At 61.0% G+C, this 22,875-nt stretch carries 20 protein-coding genes; 8 read left to right on the plus strand and 12 right to left on the minus strand.

The genetic code is table 11. The features are described 5' to 3' along the window. A partial coding sequence (locus tag J2X71_RS14320; RefSeq protein ID WP_310382744.1) for a cytochrome c-type biogenesis protein occupies positions 1–291 on the plus strand: 291 nt, incomplete at its 5' end. A 43-nt stretch (positions 292–334) separates the two neighbouring features. Here the strand turns inward: J2X71_RS14320 and J2X71_RS14325 are convergent. Genes J2X71_RS14325 through J2X71_RS14340 form a run of 4 tightly spaced genes read right to left on the minus strand, consistent with a single transcriptional unit; the run spans position 335 to position 2,007 of the window. After that, a complete protein-coding gene (locus J2X71_RS14325) occupies positions 335–724 on the minus strand; it encodes a DoxX family protein (protein WP_310382745.1) in 390 nt (129 codons plus the stop codon). Then, positions 721–1,137: a VOC family protein gene (locus J2X71_RS14330; protein ID WP_310382747.1), complete on the minus strand. Its 417-nt coding sequence runs from the start codon at positions 1,135–1,137 to the stop codon at positions 721–723. The genes J2X71_RS14325 and J2X71_RS14330 overlap by 4 nt, the downstream gene beginning before the upstream one ends. 5 nt (positions 1,138–1,142) lie before the next feature. After that, positions 1,143–1,619, minus strand: coding sequence for an SRPBCC domain-containing protein (locus J2X71_RS14335; protein WP_310382749.1), 477 nt, complete (start codon positions 1,617–1,619; stop codon positions 1,143–1,145). A 40-nt stretch (positions 1,620–1,659) separates the two neighbouring features. Beyond that, positions 1,660–2,007: a metalloregulator ArsR/SmtB family transcription factor gene (locus J2X71_RS14340; RefSeq protein WP_310382751.1), complete on the minus strand. Its 348-nt coding sequence runs from the start codon at positions 2,005–2,007 to the stop codon at positions 1,660–1,662. Between the two features lie 242 nt (positions 2,008–2,249). On the opposite strand from J2X71_RS14340, the gene J2X71_RS14345 reads away from it, so the two are divergent. From J2X71_RS14345 to J2X71_RS14360, 4 genes are all read left to right on the plus strand, one after another. Beyond that, a complete protein-coding gene (locus J2X71_RS14345) occupies positions 2,250–3,815 on the plus strand; it encodes a Do family serine endopeptidase (RefSeq protein WP_310382752.1) in 1,566 nt (521 codons plus the stop codon). Between the two features lie 117 nt (positions 3,816–3,932). Next, positions 3,933–4,679 carry a response regulator transcription factor gene (locus J2X71_RS14350; RefSeq protein ID WP_029616368.1) on the plus strand — a complete coding sequence of 249 codons (747 nt, stop codon included), beginning with the start codon at positions 3,933–3,935 and terminating at the stop codon, positions 4,677–4,679. After that, a complete protein-coding gene (locus J2X71_RS14355; protein ID WP_113324124.1) occupies positions 4,676–6,082 on the plus strand; it encodes a HAMP domain-containing sensor histidine kinase in 1,407 nt (468 codons plus the stop codon). The genes J2X71_RS14350 and J2X71_RS14355 overlap by 4 nt, the downstream gene beginning before the upstream one ends. Before the next feature lie 81 nt (positions 6,083–6,163). Further along, entirely contained in the window at positions 6,164–9,121 is a 2,958-nt protein-coding gene (locus tag J2X71_RS14360; protein WP_310382754.1) for a bifunctional [glutamine synthetase] adenylyltransferase/[glutamine synthetase]-adenylyl-L-tyrosine phosphorylase, read from the plus strand. Positions 9,122–9,133: 12 nt separating this feature from the next. Here J2X71_RS14360 and J2X71_RS14365 read toward each other — a convergent pair whose 3' ends face one another. The 3 genes from J2X71_RS14365 to J2X71_RS14375 form a co-directional block, all read right to left on the minus strand. After that, complete coding sequence (locus J2X71_RS14365; protein ID WP_310382755.1) at positions 9,134–11,449, minus strand: ATP-binding protein; 2,316 nt, start codon at positions 11,447–11,449, stop codon at positions 9,134–9,136. A 204-nt stretch (positions 11,450–11,653) separates the two neighbouring features. Beyond that, positions 11,654–14,302, minus strand: a complete 2,649-nt coding sequence (gene pepN, locus J2X71_RS14370) for an aminopeptidase N (protein WP_310382756.1) — start codon at positions 14,300–14,302, stop codon at positions 11,654–11,656. Between the two features lie 186 nt (positions 14,303–14,488). Continuing rightward, complete coding sequence (locus J2X71_RS14375; protein WP_310382757.1) at positions 14,489–15,595, minus strand: methyl-accepting chemotaxis protein; 1,107 nt, start codon at positions 15,593–15,595, stop codon at positions 14,489–14,491. Between the two features lie 452 nt (positions 15,596–16,047). On the opposite strand from J2X71_RS14375, the gene J2X71_RS14380 reads away from it, so the two are divergent. Next, positions 16,048–16,986 (plus strand): DMT family transporter, encoded by a 939-nt coding sequence (locus J2X71_RS14380; protein WP_310382758.1) that lies wholly within the window; start codon positions 16,048–16,050, stop codon positions 16,984–16,986. Positions 16,987–17,233: 247 nt separating this feature from the next. Further along, entirely contained in the window at positions 17,234–18,106 is an 873-nt protein-coding gene (locus tag J2X71_RS14385) for a hypothetical protein (RefSeq protein WP_310382759.1), read from the plus strand. On the opposite strand, the gene J2X71_RS14390 is transcribed toward J2X71_RS14385, so the two are convergent. The 5 genes from J2X71_RS14390 to J2X71_RS14410 all read right to left on the minus strand — a co-directional run bounded on the left by J2X71_RS14390 (position 18,107) and on the right by J2X71_RS14410 (position 21,946). Beyond that, complete coding sequence (locus tag J2X71_RS14390; RefSeq protein WP_310382760.1) at positions 18,107–18,253, minus strand: hypothetical protein; 147 nt, start codon at positions 18,251–18,253, stop codon at positions 18,107–18,109. A gap of 65 nt (positions 18,254–18,318) precedes the next feature. After that, the gene (locus tag J2X71_RS14395) at positions 18,319–18,510 is read right to left on the minus strand and encodes a hypothetical protein (RefSeq protein WP_113324116.1); all 192 of its coding nucleotides are present in this window, start codon (positions 18,508–18,510) and stop codon (positions 18,319–18,321) included. 134 nt (positions 18,511–18,644) lie between these two features. Next, positions 18,645–19,547: a uracil-DNA glycosylase family protein gene (locus J2X71_RS14400; protein ID WP_310382761.1), complete on the minus strand. Its 903-nt coding sequence runs from the start codon at positions 19,545–19,547 to the stop codon at positions 18,645–18,647. Between the two features lie 68 nt (positions 19,548–19,615). Beyond that, positions 19,616–20,911 carry an Hsp70 family protein gene (locus J2X71_RS14405; RefSeq protein ID WP_310382762.1) on the minus strand — a complete coding sequence of 432 codons (1,296 nt, stop codon included), beginning with the start codon at positions 20,909–20,911 and terminating at the stop codon, positions 19,616–19,618. Positions 20,912–21,055: 144 nt separating this feature from the next. Next, the gene (locus J2X71_RS14410) at positions 21,056–21,946 is read right to left on the minus strand and encodes a LysR family transcriptional regulator (RefSeq protein WP_310382763.1); all 891 of its coding nucleotides are present in this window, start codon (positions 21,944–21,946) and stop codon (positions 21,056–21,058) included. A gap of 104 nt (positions 21,947–22,050) precedes the next feature. Between J2X71_RS14410 and blaOXA the strand changes: the two genes are divergently transcribed. Beyond that, a complete protein-coding gene (blaOXA, locus tag J2X71_RS14415; RefSeq protein ID WP_310382764.1) occupies positions 22,051–22,875 on the plus strand; it encodes a class D beta-lactamase in 825 nt (274 codons plus the stop codon).

Genomic DNA, 22,875 nt, shown 5'->3' on the forward strand with positions numbered 1-22,875 from the left:
TCCAATGCGGATCTCGCCAAGGACCTGCGCCTGCTGGTGCGCGAGCGCATCACCGATGGCGACAGCGACGAGCAGGTGCTGAGCTACATCGTCTCACGCTACGGGGAATTCGTGCTGCTCAAACCGCGCTTCAGCGCCAGGACGCTGCTGCTCTGGGGCGCACCCGTGCTGCTGATCCTCGCCGGCGGGGCCTCGCTCATCGTCTTCGCCCGCAAGCGGGTAGGCAAACCCACCGGCAGCAAACTCACGGATGACGAGCAGGCGAAGCTCGCTGAGCTACTGGAAAAATAGGAAACCATTCCGCCGGGACAAACCACGGCGGATTGGTTGATCCTCACGCCTTTCGATAGGGAAAGAGCGCCCTGACGGCAGGATCGCGCAGCCACAAGCCGCCCCACATGAACAGCCCGAGATAGATGCTGAACAGGATATGGCTGAAGAGCGGGCTTCCGGCCCGGATCTGCGTGGCCATGGCACCCCCGAGCAGCCCCATCATCAGCACCGCACCGAAAACGCTCGTCTGCGGGATGAGGTAGAGCACGAGGCAGGTCAGCTCGATCAGGCCGATCATCAGCACATAGCCGTTTGGCCATCCGAGCTGGGTCATGGTTTCCTCGGCAATCGGCAGGCCAAGAAGCTTGGGGGCGATCGATGCGCCGAGCATGAAGAGCGCGAAAAGCCCGGTCAGCACGCGACCGGTCCAGATCATGGCCTTATCGTTCATCGCTGATCCGCCGGAATCGTATTGACCATCCAGGGTGTACCGAAGCGATCGGTGAACATGCCGAAGCCCGGCGACCAGAAAGTCGCGTTGAAGGGCATGGTCACTTTGCCGCCTTCTGACAGCGCCTCGAAGACACGCTTCGTTTCCGCCGCATCCTGACTGTGATAGGTGGCGCTGAAGCCGCCCATGTCCTCCTGATATCCGGGAGGGGCGTCACAGCCCATCAGGGACTGGTCGCCGACATCGAGCCAGGCATGCATGATCTTGTCCTTGAAGGACGGATCGATCGGCATGTCGCCGGGCGCTTCCCCGAAAGTGTGCATGCCTGTCAGCTTGCCGCCGAGCACTTTGGCGTAGAATTCGAAGGCCTGCCGGCATTCGCCTTTGAAGACGAGATTCGTTACGAGTTTCATGGTCCTCACTCCCTCTGATTTCCTTGAGTTGCAATCCAGCTTTCCAGCCTGCCGAAGGTGCTCTCCCAGCCATGTCTGTGTCCGGTAAGGCTCTCCTCGGACCTCAGGTCCGCATGGGTGAAATCCATCCGCGTGCGGCCATCGTCCAGTTCCTCGAAGACGACGGTCACGAGTGTCACGACCGGTTCGCCATCCTCATGCGATCCCTCCCATTGGAAGGTGAAGGAGAGACGCGAGGGCTCCTCGATCTCCCGGTAGACGCCGTTTTGCCAGAGCAGACGACCGTCCTCCGCGTTCTTCAGGCAGGCCCGATAGGCGCCGCCGACGCGCAGATCCTGCACGACGCTGACCGCCGGCCATTCGACAGGGCCGAGCCAGGCAACGACCATTTCCGGCCGGGTCCAGGCGGCCCACAGGAGGGCACGCGGTGCATTGAATATCCGTTGCATATGCAATGTGGGGCGCGATAGCTGATCGGCCATGATATTCCCCTATCGTGATTGAAAAATGCGGGGTCGACATTCAGTTGCGTGGGCCGCTGTCGTCCGCTCTCTGGATCTTCTGTAGGTAGCCATCCAACCGGTCGAAGCTCGATTCCCAGAACCGCCGGTATTGCTCCAGCCAGTCGGCAATGCTCTTCATCGCCATCGGTTCTAGCCTGGCCGGTCGCCATTGGGCTTCCTTGCCCCGGCTGATGAGCCCCGCCTTTTCCAGCACCTTCAGATGTTTCGAGACCGCCGGAAGGCTCATCTCGAAGGGGGCGGCGAGTTCGTTGACCGAAGCTTCGCCTTCGGCCAGCCGCGCGATGATCGCCCGGCGTGTGGGGTCTGCGAGGGCTGCGAAAGCGGCGCTCAAAGTGTCGGTTTGCATGATGGGCCTCGTACGTAACTCAATGGTTAAATACAGGGCACGACCTCGATTGTCAACCGATCGGTTAAATGCGGTTTGGTGAATTAATCTCGCCCTTCGGCATGCAACCAAAAGAATATTGGTACATTACGAATTTTTCATGGGCTGGACAGTTCGTAGTAAGGTGCGGCGTCCTATATCTCGGTCATAACTGATCCGGCACCGCCGGAACGAAGGTCTGAACAAGAAAAGAAGGTATTCTTATGCTGAAAAATTTCCGCGGATGTCCGTCCCTCAAAACGGTGCTTCAGGCATCCACCGTTGCAGGTCTGGCAGCCGCCGTTCTTGCAACCGGTATCCCTGTCGAGATCTCCCGTTCCTATGCCGAGGCTGTCAATGTCCAGTCCCCCTCGGTTCCGAGCTTTGCAAATGTCGTTGACGCCGTTTCCCCGGCCGTCGTTTCCGTTCGCGTCGAAAGCCGCGTCAAGCCGGCCTCTGATGATGGCGACGGTTTCTCCTTCGATTTCAACGGTCGCGGCTTTGACGATCTGCCTGACGCTCTGAAGCCGTTCTTCCGTCAGTTCGGCGAACAGGGCCAGGGCCACCAGGGTCAGAACCAGCAGCGCCGCTTCGGCCAGCCGGGCGGCCCGGGTCGTCTGCGTCCGGTCGCTCAGGGCTCGGGCTTCTTCATCACTGAAGATGGCTACATCGTCACCAACAACCACGTCGTTTCCGACGGCTCCGCATTCGTTGCTGTCATGAACGACGGCACCGAGCTTGATGCCAAGCTGATCGGCAAGGACCCGCGCACCGACCTCGCCGTGCTGAAGGTGGATGGCAAGGGCCGCAAGTTCACCTATGTCAATTGGGCCGATGACAACAAGGTCCGCGTCGGTGACTGGGTCGTCGCCGTCGGCAACCCCTTCGGCCTTGGCGGCACGGTCACCGCCGGCATCGTTTCGGCCCGCGGCCGTGATATCGGCTCCGGCCCCTATGACGATTACCTCCAGGTCGACGCAGCCGTGAACCGCGGCAACTCTGGTGGCCCGACCTTCAACCTCAACGGTCAGGTCGTCGGCATCAATACCGCGATCTTCTCGCCGTCGGGCGGCAGTGTCGGTATCGCCTTCGCGATTCCCGCCTCCACCGCCAAGGATGTCGTTGCCGACCTGATGAAGGACGGTACCGTTTCGCGTGGCTACCTCGGCGTTCAGATCCAGCCGGTCACCAAGGATATCGCCGACTCCCTCGGTCTCTCCGAAGCCAATGGCGCTCTCGTCGTCTCCGCTCAGGAAGGCACGCCGGGCCAGAAGGCCGGCATGAAGACTGGCGACGTCGTCACTGCCGTCAATGGTGAGCCTGTCAAGGATGCCCGCGATCTCAGCCGCCGTATCGGCGCGATGACGCCGGGCAGCAAGGTCGAGCTTTCGGTATGGCGTTCCGGCAAGGCCCAGTCCGTGACTGTCGAGCTCGGCACGCTGCCGGCCGACCAGCAGGCTTCCGCTGGTGACGACAACGGCCAGCCGGACCAGGTCCAGCCGCCGGCTTCCGAGAAGGCGCTTGCTGATCTCGGCCTGACGGTCGGCCCGTCGGATGACGGCAAGGGCCTCGCCATCACCGGCATCGATCCGAATTCGGATGCTGCCGACAAGGGCATCAAGGAAGGCGAGACGATCACCTCGGTCAACAACCAGGATGTCTCCAGCGCCGACGATGTCGTCCGCGTCATCAACCAGGCCAAGAAGGACGGCCGCACCCGCGCGCTGTTCCAGATCCAGTCGAAGGACGGCAGCCGCTTCGTCGCCCTTCCGATCAACGGCCAGGGCTGATCTTCTGGCCTCAGAATGCCGGAGCCGTGCAGGCGCAAATGCCGCGCGGCTCCAACGCCTCAAGTCTGACCAATTCTTCACAGCTGCCAAATTCTTCAATTATGAAGGACGCCCGCAATGACCTCCCCCCAACAGGAAGACGCTTTGAGCCTTGCCGAAAAGCAACCGGCGGGTAATGTCGGCCGCATGAAGATTCTCATTATCGAAGACGATCTCGAAGCGGCGGTCTATCTCACGAAAGCCTTTCGTGAGGCGGGGATCGTTGCCGACCATGCAAGCGATGGCGAAAGCGGTCTTTTCATGGGGTCGGAGAATACTTACGACGTCATCGTCATCGACCGCATGCTGCCGCGCCGCGATGGTCTCTCCGTTATCAGCGAGCTGCGCCGCAAGGGCATCCACACGCCCGTTCTCATTCTTTCGGCCCTCGGCCAGGTCGACGACCGCGTGACGGGTCTCCGCGCCGGCGGCGACGATTATCTGCCGAAGCCCTACGCTTTCAGTGAGCTGCTTGCCCGCGTCGAAGTGCTCGGCCGCCGCAAGGGCACGCCGGATCAGGATGTCGTCTATCGCGTCGGCGATCTCGAGCTTGACCGCCTTTCCCATGAGGTCCGCCGTGGCGGCAAGGAAATCCCGCTGCAGCCGCGCGAATTCCGCCTGCTGGAATATTTGATGAAGAATGCCGGTCAGGTCGTGACCCGCACCATGCTGCTGGAGAATGTCTGGGATTACCACTTCGATCCGCAGACCAATGTCATCGACGTGCATGTCTCGCGCCTGCGCTCCAAGATCGAGAAAGACTTCAGCCAGCCGCTGCTGAAGACGATCCGAGGTGCGGGGTACATGATCAAGGATGAGGGATGAGCCGTTTCCGGGTTCTCTTCAAGTCCACCGCAGTCCGCCTTTCGGCACTTTATATCCTGCTTTTCGCCATCTGCGCTGCAACGCTCGTCTTCTATGTGACGGCGATGTCCGAGCGGCTGCTGACCGGCCAGATCCGCGATGCGGTCGCCCAGGAAGTGACGCAGGTCCAGCGCGCCTATGATGCCGGCGGCATGAACCTGCTTCTGCGCACGATGGAGCGCCGCGCCCGTCAGCCGGGCGCCAATCTCTACCTCATTGCAGGCCCCTCGGGTGATATCCTTGCCGGCAACGTCGCCTCCGTGCAGCCGGGTGTTTTCGAGGAGCAGGGCTGGACCTCGGTGCCCTTCATGTATCAGCGCTATACCGATAGCGGCGTGGTGCGGCATACGGCGATTGCCAACATCTTCGTTCTCGACAATGGCCTGCGCGTGCTGATCGGTCGCGACCTCGGCGAGCCGGAACGCTTCCGCGTGCTGGTGCGCCAGGCGCTGATGATCGCGCTCGCCATCATGGGCCTCGGCGCCATCATCATCTGGTTCGGCATCGGCCGCAACGCGTTGAAACGCATCGACCGCATGTCGGACGCCGGCAAGAAGATCATGGCCGGCGATCTCTCGCAGCGCCTGCCGGTCGCCGGCTCGGGCGACGAATTCGACCGACTTTCCGTCTCGCTGAACAACATGCTGGAACGCATCGAAAAGCTGAACGAAGGTTTGCGGCAGGTCTCGGACAATATCGCCCATGACCTGAAGACGCCGCTCACGCGCCTGCGCAACAAGGCCGCCGATGCGCTCGACATTGAGGACGGCGAGGTGCGCCGCGGCGCGCTGGAAGGCATCATCTCAGAATCCGACCAGCTGATCCGCACCTTCAATGCGCTGCTGATGATCTCCCGCGTGGAAGCCGGTTCCGTCGCCGCCGAAATGTCGCCGATCGAGCTCTCCGCCATCGTCGCCGACAGCGCCGAACTCTATGAGCCTGTTGCCGATGAGGCGGGCATGGCCCTGACCTCGGAGATCGAGCCCAGCATCGAGATCCAGGGCAATCGCGAACTGATCGGCCAGGCGATCTTCAATCTGCTCGACAATGCGATTAAATATTCCGCTGATACCGAAGGGCCAGGCGCCGTCTCGGTGAAGCTCAGCCGCCGCCCTGACGGCATCTGCCTTTCCGTCGCCGATCACGGCCCGGGCGTGCCGCTCGACAGGCGCGAGGACGTAGTGAAGCGCTTCGTGCGCCTGGATGAAAGCCGCTCGAAGCCGGGCACCGGCCTTGGCCTCTCGCTGGTCGAAGCGATCATGGAGCTGCATGGTGGCACGCTGGAACTGTCCGACACCGAGCCCGGCAATACCGAACGCCCCGGCCTCACCGTCAGTATGGTTTTCCCCGCTAAGGCAGCCTGATTTTCTTGATCATTTTCATATTGGCGCTTTCGTTTCGACACCCTAGTTTAAAGTCGCATTGCTGCATGGCAGGGAGAGCAAATGCTGACGAAATCGAACCACGGCCTGAAGGATGTCGCTGAAGGACTCCTGCGGCCGCTGAGCCAGGCGGAACTGAAGTCGGCGCTTGCCGACCTGCAGGATATCGGCAAGAGCGAGCCTGTCGTGGCTGAGATGCTGAAAGCCGAGGGGTCGCTGCGCGACTTTATCGCCGCCGTCCTGACGCTCTCTCCCTACCTGCGCGAAATCGCCAATCTCGATCCGGCAATCCTTGCTTCCGCTATCAGCGACCCGCTGGAGCCGCAGATCGAAGCGTTGATTGCAGAAGCGCGCGATTGCTGGAAACCGGACAGTGAAGGAAGCGTGCCCGGCGAAAGCCAGGTGATGAGCAGGCTGCGCATCGTCAAGCGCAGGGTGGCCTTCCTCGTAGCCCTTGCCGATCTCGCCCGTATCTTCGACGGTCGCGCAACAACCGGCTGGCTCAGCGAACTTGCCGAGGCCTCGGTCGAGGCGGCCATCGATCACCTGCTGCTGTCGACGCATGAAAGCGGCAAGCTGAAACTGAAAAATATCGCCGCTCCCAGCGAAGGCTCCGGCGTAATCGTTCTCGGTATGGGCAAGCTCGGCGCCTCCGAACTCAACTATTCCTCCGATATCGACCTCGTCATCTTCTTCGATGAAGAGGCCGGCATCGTGCCCGACCCCGATGATGCGATCGAGATTTTCCCACGCATGATGCGGAGGCTGGTGCGCATCCTGCAGGAGCGCACGGCGGATGGCTATGTCTTCCGCACCGATCTCAGGCTGCGGCCGGACCCCGGCTCCACGCCGCTCGCAATCCCCGTCGATGCCGCCATGATCTATTACGAGGGCAGGGGGCAGAACTGGGAACGGGCCGCCTTCATCAAGGCCCGTGCGGTTGCCGGCGATATCGCGGCAGGCGAGCAGTTCCTGCGCGGCCTCGCTCCCTTCGTTTTCCGCAAATATCTCGATTATGCGGCGATTGCCGACATCCATTCCATCAAGCGGCAGATCCATGCCCATAAGGGCCACGGCGCAATCGCCGTAAAAGGCCACAACGTCAAGCTCGGCCGCGGCGGCATCCGCGAGATCGAATTCTTCGTGCAGACCCAGCAACTGATCGCCGGCGGGCGCATGCCGGCTCTGCGCTCCCGCGTCACCGAGGAGACGCTGGCCGAACTCACCAGGGCAAAATGGATCGACGCGGAAACCCGAGACGAGCTGACCGAAGCCTACTGGTTCCTGCGCGATGTCGAGCACCGCATCCAGATGGTGCGCGACGAGCAGACTCATCTTCTGCCGGAGACGGACGCGGAATTGAAGCGTATCGCCTTCCTGATGGGCTTTACCGATACGCCGAGTTTTTCCGAGCGGCTGGTGGAGGTGCTCAAGGCGGTCGAGCGGCGTTATGCCGACCTCTTCGAACAGGAAACCAAACTCTCCGTTGGGACAGGCAATCTCGTCTTTACCGGCCAGGGCGACGATCCCGATACGCTGGAGACGCTGAAGAAACTCGGCTTCGAACGCCCTTCGGATATTTCCCGCATCATCCGCACCTGGCATTACGGCCGCTACCGTGCCACGCAATCGGTCGAGGCGCGCGAGCGGCTGACGGAGCTGACGCCCGGGCTTCTGCGCGTCTTCGGCGAAAGCAAGCGGGCGGACGAGGCGCTGCTGCGCTTCGACAGCTTTATTTCCGGCCTGCCGTCGGGCATCCAGCTCTTCTCGCTGCTTGGCAGCAACCCGGCGCTGCTCTCCCTCATCGTCAACATCATGTCCTCGGCACCGAAGCTCGCAGAAGTCATCGCCGCCCGCCCGCATGTCTTCGACGGCATGCTCGACCCCGGCCTGATGGCCGAGCTGCCGACGCGCGACTATCTCGGCGAGCGGCTGAAGGCCTCGCTGGTGCAGGCCCGACACTATGAGGAAGTGCTGGACCGGCTGCGCATCTTCGCGTCAGAACAGCGCTTCCTGATCGGGATCCGCCTGCTGACAGGCGCAATCAATGGCGACATGGCCGCGCGCGCCTTCACCCATCTCGCCGATCTCATCATTGAAGCCGCCCTCGACGCGGTCATGAACGAGATCCGCGTTGCACACGGAAATTATCCCGGCGGACGGATTGCGATTGCCGGCATGGGCAAGCTCGGCAGCTTCGAACTGACGGCAGGCTCCGATATCGACCTCATCCTGCTCTACGACTACGACGATGCCGCCGCCGAATCCGATGGTGCAAAGCCGCTTGACGCGACGCGTTATTTTACCCGCATCACCCAGCGCCTGATTGCCGCCTTCTCCGCCCCGACGGCCGAAGGCGTGCTCTATGAAGTCGACATGCGGCTCCGGCCCTCGGGCAACAAGGGACCGGTCGCGACCCGTATCAATTCCTTCGGCAAATACCAGCGCGAAGAGGCCTGGACCTGGGAGCACATGGCGCTGTCGCGCGCCCGACTGATCTGCGGCGACCAAAGCCTGGTCGGCGAGGCGGAAGGCATCATTGCTGACGTGCTCTCAACAAAACGCGATATCGCCAAGGTCGCCCACGACGTCGCCGAGATGCGCGAGCTGATCGAAAAGGAAAAGGCGCCGGAAAATGGCTGGGATCTGAAGCTCATTCCGGGCGGCGTGATCGATATCGAATTCATCGCCCAATATCTGGCCCTGATCGCGCCGGTAAAGGGTGTCGAGACCAAGATCAACGGCCTTACCACCGGTGCCGCTTTGAAGACGCTCGGCGACAAGTTGATGACCTCCGCCGATCTCGATACCTGCCTCGAAGCTTTCGCACTCTACACAGAGCTTTCGCAACTGATCCGGCTCTGCATCGACAGCCTCTTCGATCCGAAGGAAGCACCCGCGGGCCTGACCGAGCTCGTCTGCCGGGCCGGAGACTGCCCTGACATCAAGACTTTGGAGGGCGAAGTAAAGCGGCTTTCCAAGGCGGTCCGTAAGGTCCTTCAGACGGTGGTGAAGGCGTAGGACCGGATTGCCTCAGGCGTGATCGGGAATACGCAGCGAGATGACCGTTCCGACCGACTCGCGCGAGCGTATTTTCATGCTGCCGCCGTGCAGGCTTGTCAGCGAACGGGAGATGGCGAGGCCGAGGCCGGAGCCGCCCTTGCTCTTGGCATACTGGCTCTGCACCTGCTCGAAGGGCTGGCCGATCTTGATAAGCGCTGCGCGCGGGATGCCGATGCCGGTATCGGCGATGGTGACCATGACGCCATCGGCGACGCGGCGGGTGCGAACCGCAATGCGCCCGCCCTCGTTGGTGAACTTCACAGCATTGGAGAGCAGGTTCAGCAGCACCTGCTTCATGGCGCGACGATCGGCCATCAGCGTCATGCCCGAGGAGATGCGCTGCTCGATGACGATGTTCTTTTCAGCGGCCGGAATGGCGGTGAAGCGCAGGCTTTCCTCGATCAGCGGCGCAAGGTCGGTGCGCTCGCGCGACAGCAGCATGTGACCGGCCTCGATCTTCGACATGTCGAGAATATCGTTGATGACGTTGAGGAGATGCTTGCCGCTGTCATGGATGTCGCGGGCATATTCATTGTACTTGGCCGAGCCGAGCGGGCCGAACATCTGGTTCTGCAGGATTTCCGAGAAGCCGAGGATGGCGTTGAGCGGCGTGCGCAGCTCATGAGACATGTTGGCGAGGAATTCCGACTTCGCCTTGTTGGCCGCCTCCGCGCGTTCCTTCTCCACCAGATAGTTGGAGTTGGCGGTCGAAAGCTCGGCCTTCTGCAGTTCCAGCGTCTGGCGGGAGGCGGAGAGATCGTTGATCGTCGCCATCAGCCGGCGCTCGGAGTCGCGCAGGCGCTCCTGGTGACGCTTCAAGGGCGTGATGTCGGTGCCAACCGATACGCGGCCGCCGTCACGGGTGCGACGCTCGTTGATCTGCAGCCAGCGTTCGTCGGCAAGCTGCACTTCCGTCGTGCGCGAATAGCCGGAGCCGTCTGCATCGGCAATGCGCCGTTCGATGACGGGGCGCGCCGCAGCGGCATGGACGACCGTACGTTCCGTGCCGGGCACCAGGACGCTGTCCGGAAGTCCGTAGGCCTGCTGAAAATGCGCGTTGCACATGACGAGCCGGTCGTTCTTGTCCCACAGCACGAAGGCTTCCGAGGTACACTCGATAGCATCGGCCAGACGCTGGTCTGCTTCGGCGTAGCGCTGAGCAAGCCGATGCTGTTCGGTCACGTCCATGGCGATGCCGATCATGTGCACGCGGCCGGAATGGCCGCGGATCACCTGAGCGCGAGCGCGCATCCAGACATAGTGGCCGCTCGCGTGGCGCATGCGGAAGATCTGGTCGACCTGGCCGGAATCGCCTTTGGCGACGGCGCGGGCGATCTCGTGCAGGCCGTTATCCTCCGGATGCATGAGCCGTGCCGCATCGGCAAAGCCCATCGTCTTGTCGGAGCCGGCAAGCCCGAGCATGTCGTACATGGAGCGTGACCAGAAAAATTCGCGATTGTGGAAATCGAAATCCCAGAGACCGCAGCGGCCGCGCGATAGCGCCGTCTCGACCCTGAGATTGGATTCCAGGAAGATGTCGTCGGCATCGCGCGCCCGCTTCACCTGCATGTAATAGGCGTAGAGGATGACGAGCAGGATGGACGAGATGCCGGCAAACAGTGTGACGTTGAGCGTCAGTTCCTCGCGCCAGAGACGGTTTATCTCGTTGAGCGACGTGGCGGAAACGATATAGCCGCCCGCCGTGCCCATCAGGGAGATCTCGGCATAATGCAGCTCGCCGCCGATGCTGGTTTCGATGACATCAGTGCGGTCGCCGAAGCGGCGGATCGCGGAGATCTCCGGGAAGAGGGCCGAGACATCCGCACCGATATACGAGGCACCGGCCGTCGTTGCCGCAAACACCTTGCCGCTTGCCTGCACCAGCAGCACGAAGGCGCCGTTCTCCAGCCGGTCCTGCGGCAGGAATTTTGCAAGGCGCGCCTGCGCCTCTGCGGTACTGCCGCCGTCGAAGAGATCGGTCGCATCGGCAAAGACGGCGGCCGCCGTTGCAGCCGAAAGCGCCGTTGCATGCCGTGCGGAGGCTTCCATGCGGCTATATTCGCTGACCATGCCGAAGAAATGCGAGGCCGCAACGACAGCAAGAAAGGCAACAATGAGAACAGGGATCGTCCGCTTCAGGAGAAGCTCTGCCTTTGGCAGGTGGCGCAGCAATGGCTCAGGAGCTTTTGCGGTCTGTCCGGACAGGCTGTCGCGCCAGGCTTTGAGCCCGCCAAAATCGACACGCAGCCGTCCTTCGGCCGCGGTTGCCCGCCGCACGTCCATCATCTCTGAACCTAATCCCTCGTGTGATTCGCGCGCCGCTCGCTCGAACTACACCTAGAGAATCATGCGTGATTCGCCTTGTCCAGAGCCGGCGGTAAAAATTTATTAACCATTTGGGATTGCTGGTTTTTCGGAGGGATTCGCCGATGGCGGGCCTAGCTGCCCCATGGGTGGAAGACAGCTAGGCGGCAAATCATTTGCGGAAAATCACCCCTTGAGCGTGCGCTCGACGATGTCGCGGACATCGGTCGAAAGGTTGGCCGCCCGTTCGATCTCGATCAGTGCCGAGCGTGCATGATCGGCGCGGGCCGATTCCAGCGAGCGCCAGGAACGCATCGAGGTCAGCAGGCGCGCAGCAAGCTGCGGGTTGCGCTGGTCGATGTCGAGGATCTGGCTGGCGAGGAAACGATAGCCTTCGCCGTCGGCGCGGCCGAAGCCGGTCGGATTGCCGAAGGCGAACGTGCCAACCAGCGAGCGCATGCGGTTCGGGTTCGTGCGCTTGAAGAGCGGGTTTTCCATCAGTGCCTTGACGCGATCGACTGCGCCCGGTCCGGGAATGCCGGCCTGGATCGCAAACCACTTGTCGACGACGAGCGCATTTTCCGAGAAACGGCTGCGGAAGGTTTCGAGCGCCGCCTTGGCCTCTGCGCTGTCGGGGAAGCGATGGGCGAGGATCGTCAGCGCATGGCTGAGATCGGTCATGTTGTTGGCGCCGTCGAAGGCGGCCTTGGCGCGAGCCGGGCTGCCCTCGGCATAGGAGAGATAGGTAAGGGCGGTGTTGCGCAGCGCGCGGCGGCCGGCGCTTTTGGCATCCGGGTTGAATTCGCCCGGTGTGGTCATCGCGTCGTAGAGGGCCGCGAAGGTGGCTTTGCCGGCTTCGGCGATCTGCTTCATGATCGCCTGGCGGCCGGCATGGACGGCATCGGGATCTATGTTGCTGCCGAGCTCGCGGGCGATGTCGGATTCGCTCGGCAAGGCCAGCGCCTGGGCGCGGAAGGCAGGCTCGAGGCTTTCATCGGCAGCCGCTGCAATCAGCGTATCGACGAAGGTCTGTTCGCAGACGATCGGCGCACCCTCGCGAGCATCGCCGGCGGCTTTCAGGAGGTTCGGCAGCGCCAGATCCGTCAGCGCCTGCCAGCGGGCGAAATGATCCGTCTCATAGCGGGCGAGCAGCGCCAGATCGGCCGGGCTCTGATCGAAATGCAGATTGATCGGCGCAGAGAAGCTGCGGTTGATCGAAACCACCGGGCGCGAGCCGATACCGTGGAAGACGGCTGTCTGTGTCCGCGCCGTGAGATGCAGCACCTCGCCGGCATATTCGGCGCCGTCGACGGTAACAGGCTCGATTTTGGAACCGTCCTCTGCAAAGAGCGCGAGGCTCAGCGGAATATGCATCGGCTCCTTGGTCGGCTGGCCGGGTGTCGCGGGGATCATCTGTTCCAGTGACAGGCTGAACGTCTTGGCGCCTGCATCATAGGTGCCGGATGCGGTGACGAGCGGCGTGCCGGCCTGATGGTACCAGAGCGAGAATTGCGAAAGGTCGCGGCCGCTCGCATCCTCGAAACATTTGACGAAATCCTCGATCGTCACGGCCTGGCCGTCATGGCGGTCGAAATAAAGGTCCATACCCTTCTTGAAGGTCTCGCGGCCGAGCAGGGTCGCGATCATGCGCGTGACTTCGCTGCCCTTCTCATAGACCGTCGTCGTATAGAAATTGTTGATTTCGCGATACTTGGTCGGGCGCACCGGATGGGCAAGCGGACCGCCGTCTTCCGGGAACTGCTCGGACTTCAGGTGGCGCACTTCGGCAATGCGTTTGACTGGGCGCGAGCGCTGGTCGGATGAAAATTCGTGGTCGCGATAGACCGTCAGGCCTTCCTTGAGGCAGAGCTGGAACCAGTCGCGGCAGGTGATGCGGTTGCCGGTCCAGTTGTGAAAATACTCATGCGCGATGATCGCCTCGATATTGGCGTAGTCGGCATCGGTCGCCGTCTCGGGATCGGCGAGCACGTATTTATCGTTGAAGATGTTGAGGCCTTTGTTCTCCATGGCCCCCATGTTGAAGTCGGACACGGCCACGATCATGAAGATGTCGAGATCGTATTCGCGCCCGAACACTTCCTCGTCCCATTTCATCGAACGCTTCAGCGCATCCATGGCATAGGCCGCGCGCGGCTCCTTGCCATGCTCGACATAGATCTTCAGCACGACCTCACGGCCGGACATCGTGGTGAACGTGTCTTCGACGACGCCAAGATCGCCGGCGACCAGTGCGAAGAGATAGCTCGGCTTCGGATGCGGGTCGAACCAGGCGGCGAAATGCTTGCCGGGACCATAACCGGCGCCGCCGAGGAAATTACCATTCGACAAGAGCAGCGGGTTGGCATCCTTGTCGGCGATGATATTGACCGTATAGGGCGCCAGTACATCCGGCCTGTCGGGGAAATAGGTGATGCGGCGGAAGCCTTCGGCCTCGCACTGCGTGCAATAGATGCCGCTGGTGCGGTAAAGGCCCATCAGCTGCGTATTGGCTTCCGGATTGATGATCGTGGTGACGGTCACTTCGAAAGGCACCGTTTCCGGCAGGTCGCGGATGGTCAGACTTTCGGGCGTTACCGTATAGCGTTCCGGCGCCAGTTCGTTCTGGTCGAAGAGAAGGCTGGAAAGATTGAGCTCGTCGCCATCGAGGATGAGGGGAGCGGAAAGATCGGCGCCTTCGCGGCGATGGAAGATCAGCCGCGCTTCCACCTTTGTTTCTGTCGGATCCAGTTCGAAAGTCAGGTCGACGCGTTCCAGCACGAAATCGGTTGGGCGGTAGTCTGCCAGATTGATGACCTGACCGGTATCTGTTCGCATGTTCCGTGAAGACCTTTATTAGACAATGGCCGAATATAGAGGCGGGCGCACTCTGCTGAAATTTGGCCGCCATAATTACATTAAAGTCTGAACTAAAGTTAAAGCAAATCGGCTGCGAACACGAAGTTCACAGCCAAATTATTATGGTCAAATTGTCGTGCATGTGCAGCTGAAAGGAGAAGACTGCTATTTGAGATTGAGTGCAGTCTTGATCTCGGCGTCGCTTTCCGTCTGCTGTATGACAACGCCATACCAGCCGAGCCCGTCATAATCCTCGTAGCCAAGCGTGCGCGCGAAGGCGACGATGGAGCCGTTATTGTCGTAATAACTGCCCTTAGGCTGGCCGGTCTGGTTGGCGAGCGCGAAATGAGTGAAGAGCATGGCCGGATTGGTGCTGGCGATCACACGGCTTGCGCCGTCGAGCAGCAAAACGGTGGTCTTTTCCGCAAGCTGAGGCGGCAGGTTCGCTTCCTTCTCGACGATCGCCTGCCCCTGATTCTGCCAGTCGAAATAGACGCCGAGCGTGCCCAGGAGCTTGCCGTCGAGTTTGCCGCCTTCGCGGATGCCGGTCGCATAGACGAGCGCATGCCGCTGGTCGTGGAGAAGGCTCGGTTTTACTTCATCGACGATATAGTCGTCGCCGGAAGCGCAGCTCGCCGCGGCCCTGAACCAGGGGTCTCCGGCAAGCGATGAACCTGATATCTTGCGCTGGAAGGTCGGGTTGGCCGATGCGATCACCCGGCCGGAGAGATCGGTCATGACGAGGTCGAGATAAACAGTATAAAAGCGGTTGATGACGCCGAGCCGTTCGGCTGCGAAGGCGACACGATCCTTGTCCGGCTCCTGCAGCGCCTGCCAGAGCGCCGGATCCGTCGCCCACCAGCGCACGTCGGCGGTGCGTTCGAAGAGGTTGCGCACGATGAGCTGAACCAGCGTCTGCGCGAGATCGGTCAACCGCACGCCTTCCATTTCGGTGACGAGTGAATCCGCCATCGCACGGCTGAGACCGATGCGCCCGAGCACATTGCTCTCGAACTTGTTGGTGATCTCCGTGGCGATCTGCGCCAGCCGCTGCACTTCATTGGCGACGACGGCAAAGCCCTTGCCGGTTTCGCCGGCGCGGGCCGCCTCGATCAGCGCGTTGATGGCAAGCAGCTTGATCTGCTTGACGATGCTGGTGTTGTCGGCGCTGAAGCGCTCCAGATCCGTGCTGATGCCATCGGTGACGACACGCATCGAGCGGGGCGTTGCGTTCTGCGACTGGGAAACGATCTCTGCGCTGAGCGGCTTCATCAAAAAGATCCTGAAAATAATCTGAGGCGACGGGCTGCGGAAGGAATGCGATTCTTTTGTATGATTAATTAGGTGAGAACGATGCGGCGGCATGGTTTGCAACCGGTTAACGCAGCGGGTGCGGATGCGAACATTTTCGGGCGAATAAGCGTAAAACGCGAAGTTTTTTCATCAGAAAACGGAATTGCACAGAAAAGCGGCAGGCAAAAAGCGGGTAAATACTTGCCGCCCACAGAATTGGCCCGAAAACAGGAATCGATTTTCGGAAAGCCTGATACGTAGATTCCAAGAGTTAGAGCGTCCTTTGTGCGTCCGAATGGATGCGCGGCGCTCTACTGCGCGCAGATTTTTTCCCACCGGTGCATTTCTTCGGTTACGATGAAGAAATCATCCGCTGCGTTCGAGTCGAACGCGTCTCCCCCGCTCGGCATGCCCGCATAAGAGCCTGGATTATGGAATCGGTTCTCAGAAACCCGATGAGAGGCATTGCGCTGAAAGTCTCGTCGGTCGTGGTCTTCCTGGCCATGCAGACATTCATCAAGCTGGCTGGGTCGGATATTCCGCCGGGGCAGGTGACTTTCTGCCGCTCCTTCTTCGCGCTGTTTCCGATCATGGCCTATCTCGGCTACCGGCGTCAGCTGCGCTCTGCCTTCTATACGGCCAATCCGATCGGCCATCTGAAGCGCGGCACGCTCGGCATCATCTCGATGGGGCTCGGCTTCTACGGGCTTCTGCATCTGCCGCTGCCGGAGGCGATCGCGCTCGGTTATGCCACGCCGCTCGTCGCCGTCATTTTCGCGGCGGTTTTCTTAGGAGAAACGGTGCGCGTCTATCGCTGGAGCGCCGTCTGCTTCGGCATCATCGGTGTCGCCATCATCTCCTGGCCGAAGCTCACGCTGTTCCGGGAGGGCGGCATGGCGGCTGAACAGGCGGTCGGCGCACTCTGCGTGCTGCTGTCGGCCGTGCTCGGCGGCATGGCGATGATCCAGGTCCGCCGGCTCGTAGAGGAAGAGAAGACGGCGACGATCGTGCTCTACTTCTCGGTCACTGCTTCGGTCTTCTCGCTTGCGACCGTCCCCTTCGGCTGGCTTCTGCTCGACTGGTCCTCGGCTCTTTTCCTCATCGCTGCCGGTTTCTGCGGCGGTGTGGCGCAGATCCTGCTGACAGAGAGCTACCGGCACGCGGATGTTTCCACCGTCGCTCCCTTCGAATACAGCTCGATCCTGCTTGGCGGCATCGTCGCTTACTATGTCTTCGGCGACGTTCCGAGCAGTACGATGCTTTTTGGCACGGTGATCGTCATTGCCGCCGGCATCTTCATCATCTACCGCGAGCACCAGCTTGGCCTTGAGCGCCGCGAAGCGCGAAAAGCCGGTGCGCCGCAATCCTGAGCGGCTGAAGCCGTATCACAAGTAGAATTTTGTATCGCTCTGATTGAAAAATTATGCCATCCGCCCCTCAAAAGAGAATGGGATGGTGAAATCTTGGGATATCGCTTTTCGCAAAAATATGGTTATGAAAGTGAATTACTTTCATTTATTCAAAGCCGTGCATAATCGATAGGCCATAGATGCCGGGGGAGTTTCGGTATCGCTGCTCCGAACGCTGGCTTGCGAGCGAGGGTTGAGGAAAAGCATCATGGCGTTCACGGCGGAACAACTGGCGCGGGATCCTTCTTTTGTAGTGAGCATTCGCTTCCTGGCCGGGCAGATGCGCGGCATGTTTGATGCGGGGCCGCGGCTGGCGCGCCTGCTGGCCTCGCATCAACGCTGGCTGCTGACGCAGACGGCCTATGCGCTGCATCTGGAATATGATCCGCGGGACGTGACCTCGGGTTTCACCGCCGTCCGGCTGACCGGCAAGATCACGGCGCACAAGATCGCCAGCCGCAACACGGTGCTTGCCTTCATCGAAGAGCTCTTCACCTATCGCTTCATCACTCATACGCCCGGTGACGAACGCCGCCGTCCTCGCCATTTCGAGCCGGCCGAAGTCAGCCACCAGGCAATGTTCGGCTGGTTGTACTCCAACCTCGGCGCGCTTGATCTCATCGATGGTGGAAGCCGGGCGGCGTTTCTGCAGGAAAATCCCACGCTTTTCCGCCAGATCCAGCCGCGTGTTGCCTATAACTGCCTCGAGGATATCAACTGGCGCGAACCGCCTGAACAGGTGGCGCTGTTCCTCTGGACGGAAGCGGGCGGTATGGTCATCGATCACTTCATGTCCCGGCTCGATCTCGAAGGATCCGATCCGGCAAGGCTGGCGATCGGCAAGGTGGAAACCCGCGCGCTTGCCGGTGATTTCATGATGTCGCGCACACATCTCCAGCGGCTACTCGCCAAGGGCGCGCAGCGCGGCTGTGTCGGCTGGTACGACGAGCCGAAGAAGTCGCAACTGTGGCTGTCGCGCGATTTCCTGAAGGAATATGTCGGCTGGCAGGCGATCAAGTTCGCCTATGTGGACGAAGCCTTCGAATCCGCCAAGGAAAGATTCGAGAGCGCAGGCGCCTGATCAGAGCGCGATGGCGGAAGCCGGGCTCTTGACCTCGGACGGCGCGTCGCACAGCTCGCGGCGATACTCGTGCGCGGCGCAGACGGCAGCACGGATATGCTCGAAGGAGTCGAGGTGGCGCAGCAATGAAATCAGAATTGTTGACATCGGTCGTTACTTCTTGAAATGCGAAAGGCAGGCGAACCGCCTGCCGGATCATCATTCCGGAATTTTCAATATTCCTGGAAATCCGCGAAGATCATCACCGGACGTGAAGTACGGCCGTTGATGCCGGTACCGCGGGCGATCATCTGTTCGTTTGTGGCAAAGCCAAAACGGCTGTAGCCCTGTGTGGTGCGAACCTGATCGCTTGCTTGGCGCAGGGTTTCAAACCCGCAATGTATAGGACGAAAACGCTTGCTCATGGCCTTGGTTCCTGTTCATTCCTCCCAAGACACGCCTTCTATATTGCAGTGCAGCATTGATTCTTCAATGCACCCTTGCAGGATGCAGCCATGCGTATATTGCATGGACATATTCATAATATTTTCAAACTTGGCTAATTTGTAAGCAGAGACAGCTCTTTAAGTCTAGCCTTGAAGGCCAGTAGATCGCTCCAGGCCAGCCGCTTGTTTACCGGCGCGGTTAACAGGTCCTGCGGATGCAGGCTGGCAATGGCCGGAATGACCTGATCTGCGACAGCGATCTCCTTCCACCGGCCGCGAAGCCCGTGGATCGTATCAGTTTCGCCGAAGAAGAATCGTGCCGTATAGTTGCCGAGCAGCAAAATGGCGCGCGGTTCGGCAAGCGCGATCTGCCGCTCGATGAAGGGACGGCAGATCTCCGTCTCGGCCGCCGAGGGCATGCGGCTGCCTGGCGGACGCCAGGGAATGATCTGCGTCAGGAGAATGGCTGATCGCTCGAGGCCGATGGAGGCCAGCATCCGGTCCAGCAACTGGCCCTGCCTGCCGGCAAAGGCCGCTCCCTCGCGCTCGTCATCGGCGCCAGGCGCCGGGCCGATCACCATGATGCCGCTTGCCGGATCGCCGCTTGCGAAAATGGTTGAGCGGGCGCTGTTTTTCAGATTGCAGCCATTGAAGGCTTCGAGCGCCGTCTTGAGTTCTGCAAGCGAGCGGGCGCTCTCGGCTGCGAACCGCGCCTGCTGCACCGCCTCACCGTCGGGAATTGCCGGTTGTGGCCGCGAGGCAGGAGCCGACACGGCCGCGTGCTGCTGCGGCGCGGGTGGGGCAGGGCGGGAGGACGCCTGCCTCTCAGGTGGTGCCTGTCTATCCTGCTGCGGTTGCGCGGCCGGTGCCGCCGAACGGCGCGCAGCCTTCATCGCCTCGAACTCGGCGAAACGATCGACCGGCTCTTCCTCCAGCAGCCAGTCCACACCCGCCTCAGCATGAAAATGCAGAAGTGCTGAAAGTTCGGCCGGACTCAGGTCGTTGGCGGAGATCATGGACAGACTTTAGCGGAGCGAAAACGGCAATGAAAGGGCGGGCAGGTTTGCCGGCGCCCTTTCGGCTGCTATTGCACAGTCCACTGGTTGATATCGTCGCGTTCGCCGATCAGTGCGAGACCGTGCGCGATCGACAGCAGTTCGCCGCCGGTCTCGATCTTGTCCTGGTCGAAGCGCTCGGTGAAGATGCGCCGCACGGCCGGCACGAAGGATGTGCCGCCGGTCAGGAACACTTTGTCGATGCCGGATACATCTGTATTGGTCTTTTCCAGCACCTCGTCGAGCGCCCCTTCGATGCGGGCGAGGTCGTCGACGATCCAGCTTTCGAAATCGCGGCGTTTGATCGTGCGATGACCGCCGCGCCCGAGCGGGGCGAAATCGAAGGGTGCTTCCTCCGCGGAGGAAAGCGCCATCTTCGTTGCCGAGACCGCCTGATAGAGCGGATAGCCTTCGTCATGATCGATGAGATCGACAAAGGTTTCCAGCTTCTCAGGTTCCAGGGCCGTACGCACCAGCTTCTTCAGATCCTCGAATTCCCTCGATGTCTTGAAGATCGACAGCTGGTTCCAGCGGCTGAAGCTCGCATAGTAGTTTGACGGCACCTCAAGGATCTTGTCGAAGCTCTTGAAATGGCTGCCCTTGCCGATCAGCGGCGCGACGATGTTGTCGATCATGCGCGCGTCGAAATGATCGCCGGCGACGCCGACACCGGAATGGCCGATCGGCGTTGCCGTCAGTTTGCCGGCCCTGGTCTCGAAACGGATCAGCGAATAGTCCGTCGTACCGCCGCCAAAGTCGGCGACGAGCACGGTCGCATCGGACTTCAGGTTTTGCGCGAAGTAGAAGGCGGCTGCAACAGGCTCGTAGACATAGTGAATTTCCGGAAAGCCGAAGCGCGTCAGCGCCTCGTTGTAGCGCTGCACGGCCAGCACCGGGTCCGGACTGGCGCCGGCAAAATGCACCGGGCGGCCGGCGATGATGCGGCCAGTATCCTCAGGCCAGTTCTCGCCTGCGTAATGGCGAAGGCGCCGGATGAAGATTTCCATCAGGTCTTCGAAGCTCTGCCGCTTGCCGAAGATGATCGTGCCCTGGAAGAGGGCGCTCGCTGCAAAGGTCTTGATCGACTGCAGGAAACGACAGTCGCCGGGATTGTCGATGAACTGCTGGATCGCCGCGTGCCCGGCCTCGACCTTCAGCGCCGAGGCACCGAGTTGCGGATCCTTCATGAAGGAGAGCGCGGTGCGCATGCTGTCGGCCGTGCCGGCGCTGCTGGTAAGCGATATGGAATGCGTGTCTGCGCCGCCATCTGCCAGCGCCAGAACAGTATTGGTCGTGCCGAAGTCAAGCCCGAGCGCCCGTGCCATGGCCGTGCTCCCTATCAAATATGTCGAAAATCCATGAGCCGGGGCGGCAGCCCCGAAACGCGAAAGGGCGCTTTGCTGCGCCCTCGAAGATGTTTTGAGAGGCGCGTGATCGCACAGGAGAGGGTGGAAAGCAACCCGCTCTCATCAGTTTTCGAGCCGTTCGCGCGTCTCCTCTGCCGCCTTGCCGATCCACTTGCGAAACATCTCCATGGCAGGCGTGACGGAGCGGGATTTGAGCCGCATCAGCCAATAGCTGCCCTTGGAAATCCAGATCGGGAAGGGCTGCTCCAGCTCGCCCGCCGCAAGCTGGCGGGAAAACATCAAGGGCGGCGCCAGCGCCACACCCGCACCCTGCAGCGCCGCCTCGATCATCAGCACGGAGGAATCGAAGACCATGCCCCGGATCGGCGGCGGTGTGACACCCGCCGTCTCGAACCAGCTTGGCCATTCGTCGGCGCGATAGGAGCGCAGCAATGTCTGATGGGCGACATCTTCAGGGGAGGAAAGCTGGCGCGCGATTGCGGGAATGCAGAGCATCGAAAGTGGCGCCTCGAACAGTGCCTCCGCCTCGATATCGTGCCAGGCGCCATTGCCGAACTTGATCGTATAGTCGAGCCCTTCGGCGGCAATATCGACGCGATTGTTGTTGGTCGAAAGCCTGAGATCGATGAATGGATATTGCTCGCGGAAATCGGCAAGTCGCGGCAACAGCCAGCCGACGGCGAGCGTGCCGACGGCGCCGAGCTTCAGCACCTCGCGCACATGGCCGCCCTCGAAACGCTCCAGCATATCGGCCATGCGGTCGAAGGAATCCTGCAGGGCAGGCAGCAGCGCAAGCCCTTCCTCCGTGATCATCAGCCCGCGTGGTAGGCGGCGGAACAGGCTCACCCCGAGGCGCTGTTCCAGAAGCTTCACCTGATGGCTGACGGCCGCCTGCGTAACGCAGAGTTCGATCGCCGCCCGGGTGAAGGAAAGGTGCCGCGCCGCCGCCTCGAAGGCGCGCAGCGAGTTCAGCGGCAAATATGGTCGAACCATGGCAATGGCCTAATCTGATTTATGCCTGACCGGAAATATCATCGTTTGATCAGGCCTTCCAGGCCGGCCTAGAAAGCTGAGGTCGAACCATATGGAGAACGAAAGTGGCTTTCGAAAGACTTCTTCTTCTGGCATTTTCCATAAGTATTACAGCAATTTCCATGGGTGCATCGCCGGCCGATGCCGCCGATCCGATCCGCTGCACCGTCATCATCGATGAGAAGACCGGCGAGACGATTTATCGTCAGGGCAATTGCGACCAGGGCTTCTATCCGCAATCGACCTTCAAACTGCCTTTGGCCATGATGGGCTATGATTCCGGCATTTTGGTCGACGAGCACAATCCGCTCTGGACATATGATCCGAAGCTCAAGCGATCCCCACGCGAGCAGAAGGATACCGATCCGACCATTTGGGAGCGGGATTCCATCGTCTGGTTCTCACAGGCGCTGACCCGCAAGCTCGGCAAGCGCGCCTTTGCCGATTACGTCAGGCGTTTCGGCTACGGCAATCAGGATGTTACGGGCGGGCCTGGCAATACGGATGGACTGACCGAGTCCTGGCTGATGTCCTCGCTGAAGATCTCGGCCGAAGATCAGGTGCGCTTCCTGCGCCGATTCCGGACCGGCAGCCTGCCGATTTCGGAGCGTGCGCGGCAGATGACGGAGGCGATCGTGCCGCATTTCCAGGCGGCTGGCGGCTGGGATATTCAGGGCAAAACCGGCGCCGGCTGGTTGCGCAATGCGGCCGGCAAGACCAACTACGAGCGGCCGCTCGGCTGGTTTGTCGGCTGGGCGACCAAGGGCGACAGGCGGCTCATCTTCGCAAGGCTCTATATCGCCAATCACCGCTACAGCGACAATCCGATCAGCTTCGAGACGCGGGATACGCTGGTCGCGGATTTCCCAAAGCTGGTCGAGGGCCGCTGA

Origin of the sequence: Rhizobium sp. 1399, from assembly GCF_031455475.1 — a bacterium.
Classification (GTDB): domain Bacteria; phylum Pseudomonadota; class Alphaproteobacteria; order Rhizobiales; family Rhizobiaceae; genus Rhizobium.

What these genes read in the sequence shown, in the direction of transcription:
- J2X71_RS14330 (WP_310382747.1), bottom strand. Translation starts at nt 1,137, where the DNA reads ATGAAACTCGTAACGAATCTCGTCTTCAAAGGCGAATGCCGGCAGGCC.
- J2X71_RS14400 (WP_310382761.1), bottom strand. Translation starts at nt 19,547, where the DNA reads ATGATCTCCGCCAACGACCTGAGTCCGGCCGAACTTTCAGCACTTCTG.
- J2X71_RS14375 (WP_310382757.1), bottom strand. Translation starts at nt 15,595, where the DNA reads ATGAAGCCGCTCAGCGCAGAGATCGTTTCCCAGTCGCAGAACGCAACG.
- J2X71_RS14360 (WP_310382754.1), top strand. Translation starts at nt 6,164, where the DNA reads ATGCTGACGAAATCGAACCACGGCCTGAAGGATGTCGCTGAAGGACTC.
- J2X71_RS14385 (WP_310382759.1), top strand. Translation starts at nt 17,234, where the DNA reads ATGGCGTTCACGGCGGAACAACTGGCGCGGGATCCTTCTTTTGTAGTG.
- J2X71_RS14410 (WP_310382763.1), bottom strand. Translation starts at nt 21,946, where the DNA reads ATGGTTCGACCATATTTGCCGCTGAACTCGCTGCGCGCCTTCGAGGCG.
- J2X71_RS14325 (WP_310382745.1), bottom strand. Translation starts at nt 724, where the DNA reads ATGAACGATAAGGCCATGATCTGGACCGGTCGCGTGCTGACCGGGCTT.
- J2X71_RS14380 (WP_310382758.1), top strand. Translation starts at nt 16,048, where the DNA reads ATGGAATCGGTTCTCAGAAACCCGATGAGAGGCATTGCGCTGAAAGTC.
- J2X71_RS14365 (WP_310382755.1), bottom strand. Translation starts at nt 11,449, where the DNA reads ATGATGGACGTGCGGCGGGCAACCGCGGCCGAAGGACGGCTGCGTGTC.
- J2X71_RS14355 (WP_113324124.1), top strand. Translation starts at nt 4,676, where the DNA reads ATGAGCCGTTTCCGGGTTCTCTTCAAGTCCACCGCAGTCCGCCTTTCG.
- J2X71_RS14350 (WP_029616368.1), top strand. Translation starts at nt 3,933, where the DNA reads ATGACCTCCCCCCAACAGGAAGACGCTTTGAGCCTTGCCGAAAAGCAA.
- pepN (WP_310382756.1), bottom strand. Translation starts at nt 14,302, where the DNA reads ATGCGAACAGATACCGGTCAGGTCATCAATCTGGCAGACTACCGCCCA.
- J2X71_RS14335 (WP_310382749.1), bottom strand. Translation starts at nt 1,619, where the DNA reads ATGGCCGATCAGCTATCGCGCCCCACATTGCATATGCAACGGATATTC.
- J2X71_RS14345 (WP_310382752.1), top strand. Translation starts at nt 2,250, where the DNA reads ATGCTGAAAAATTTCCGCGGATGTCCGTCCCTCAAAACGGTGCTTCAG.
- J2X71_RS14390 (WP_310382760.1), bottom strand. Translation starts at nt 18,253, where the DNA reads ATGTCAACAATTCTGATTTCATTGCTGCGCCACCTCGACTCCTTCGAG.
- J2X71_RS14405 (WP_310382762.1), bottom strand. Translation starts at nt 20,911, where the DNA reads ATGGCACGGGCGCTCGGGCTTGACTTCGGCACGACCAATACTGTTCTG.
- J2X71_RS14395 (WP_113324116.1), bottom strand. Translation starts at nt 18,510, where the DNA reads ATGAGCAAGCGTTTTCGTCCTATACATTGCGGGTTTGAAACCCTGCGC.
- J2X71_RS14340 (WP_310382751.1), bottom strand. Translation starts at nt 2,007, where the DNA reads ATGCAAACCGACACTTTGAGCGCCGCTTTCGCAGCCCTCGCAGACCCC.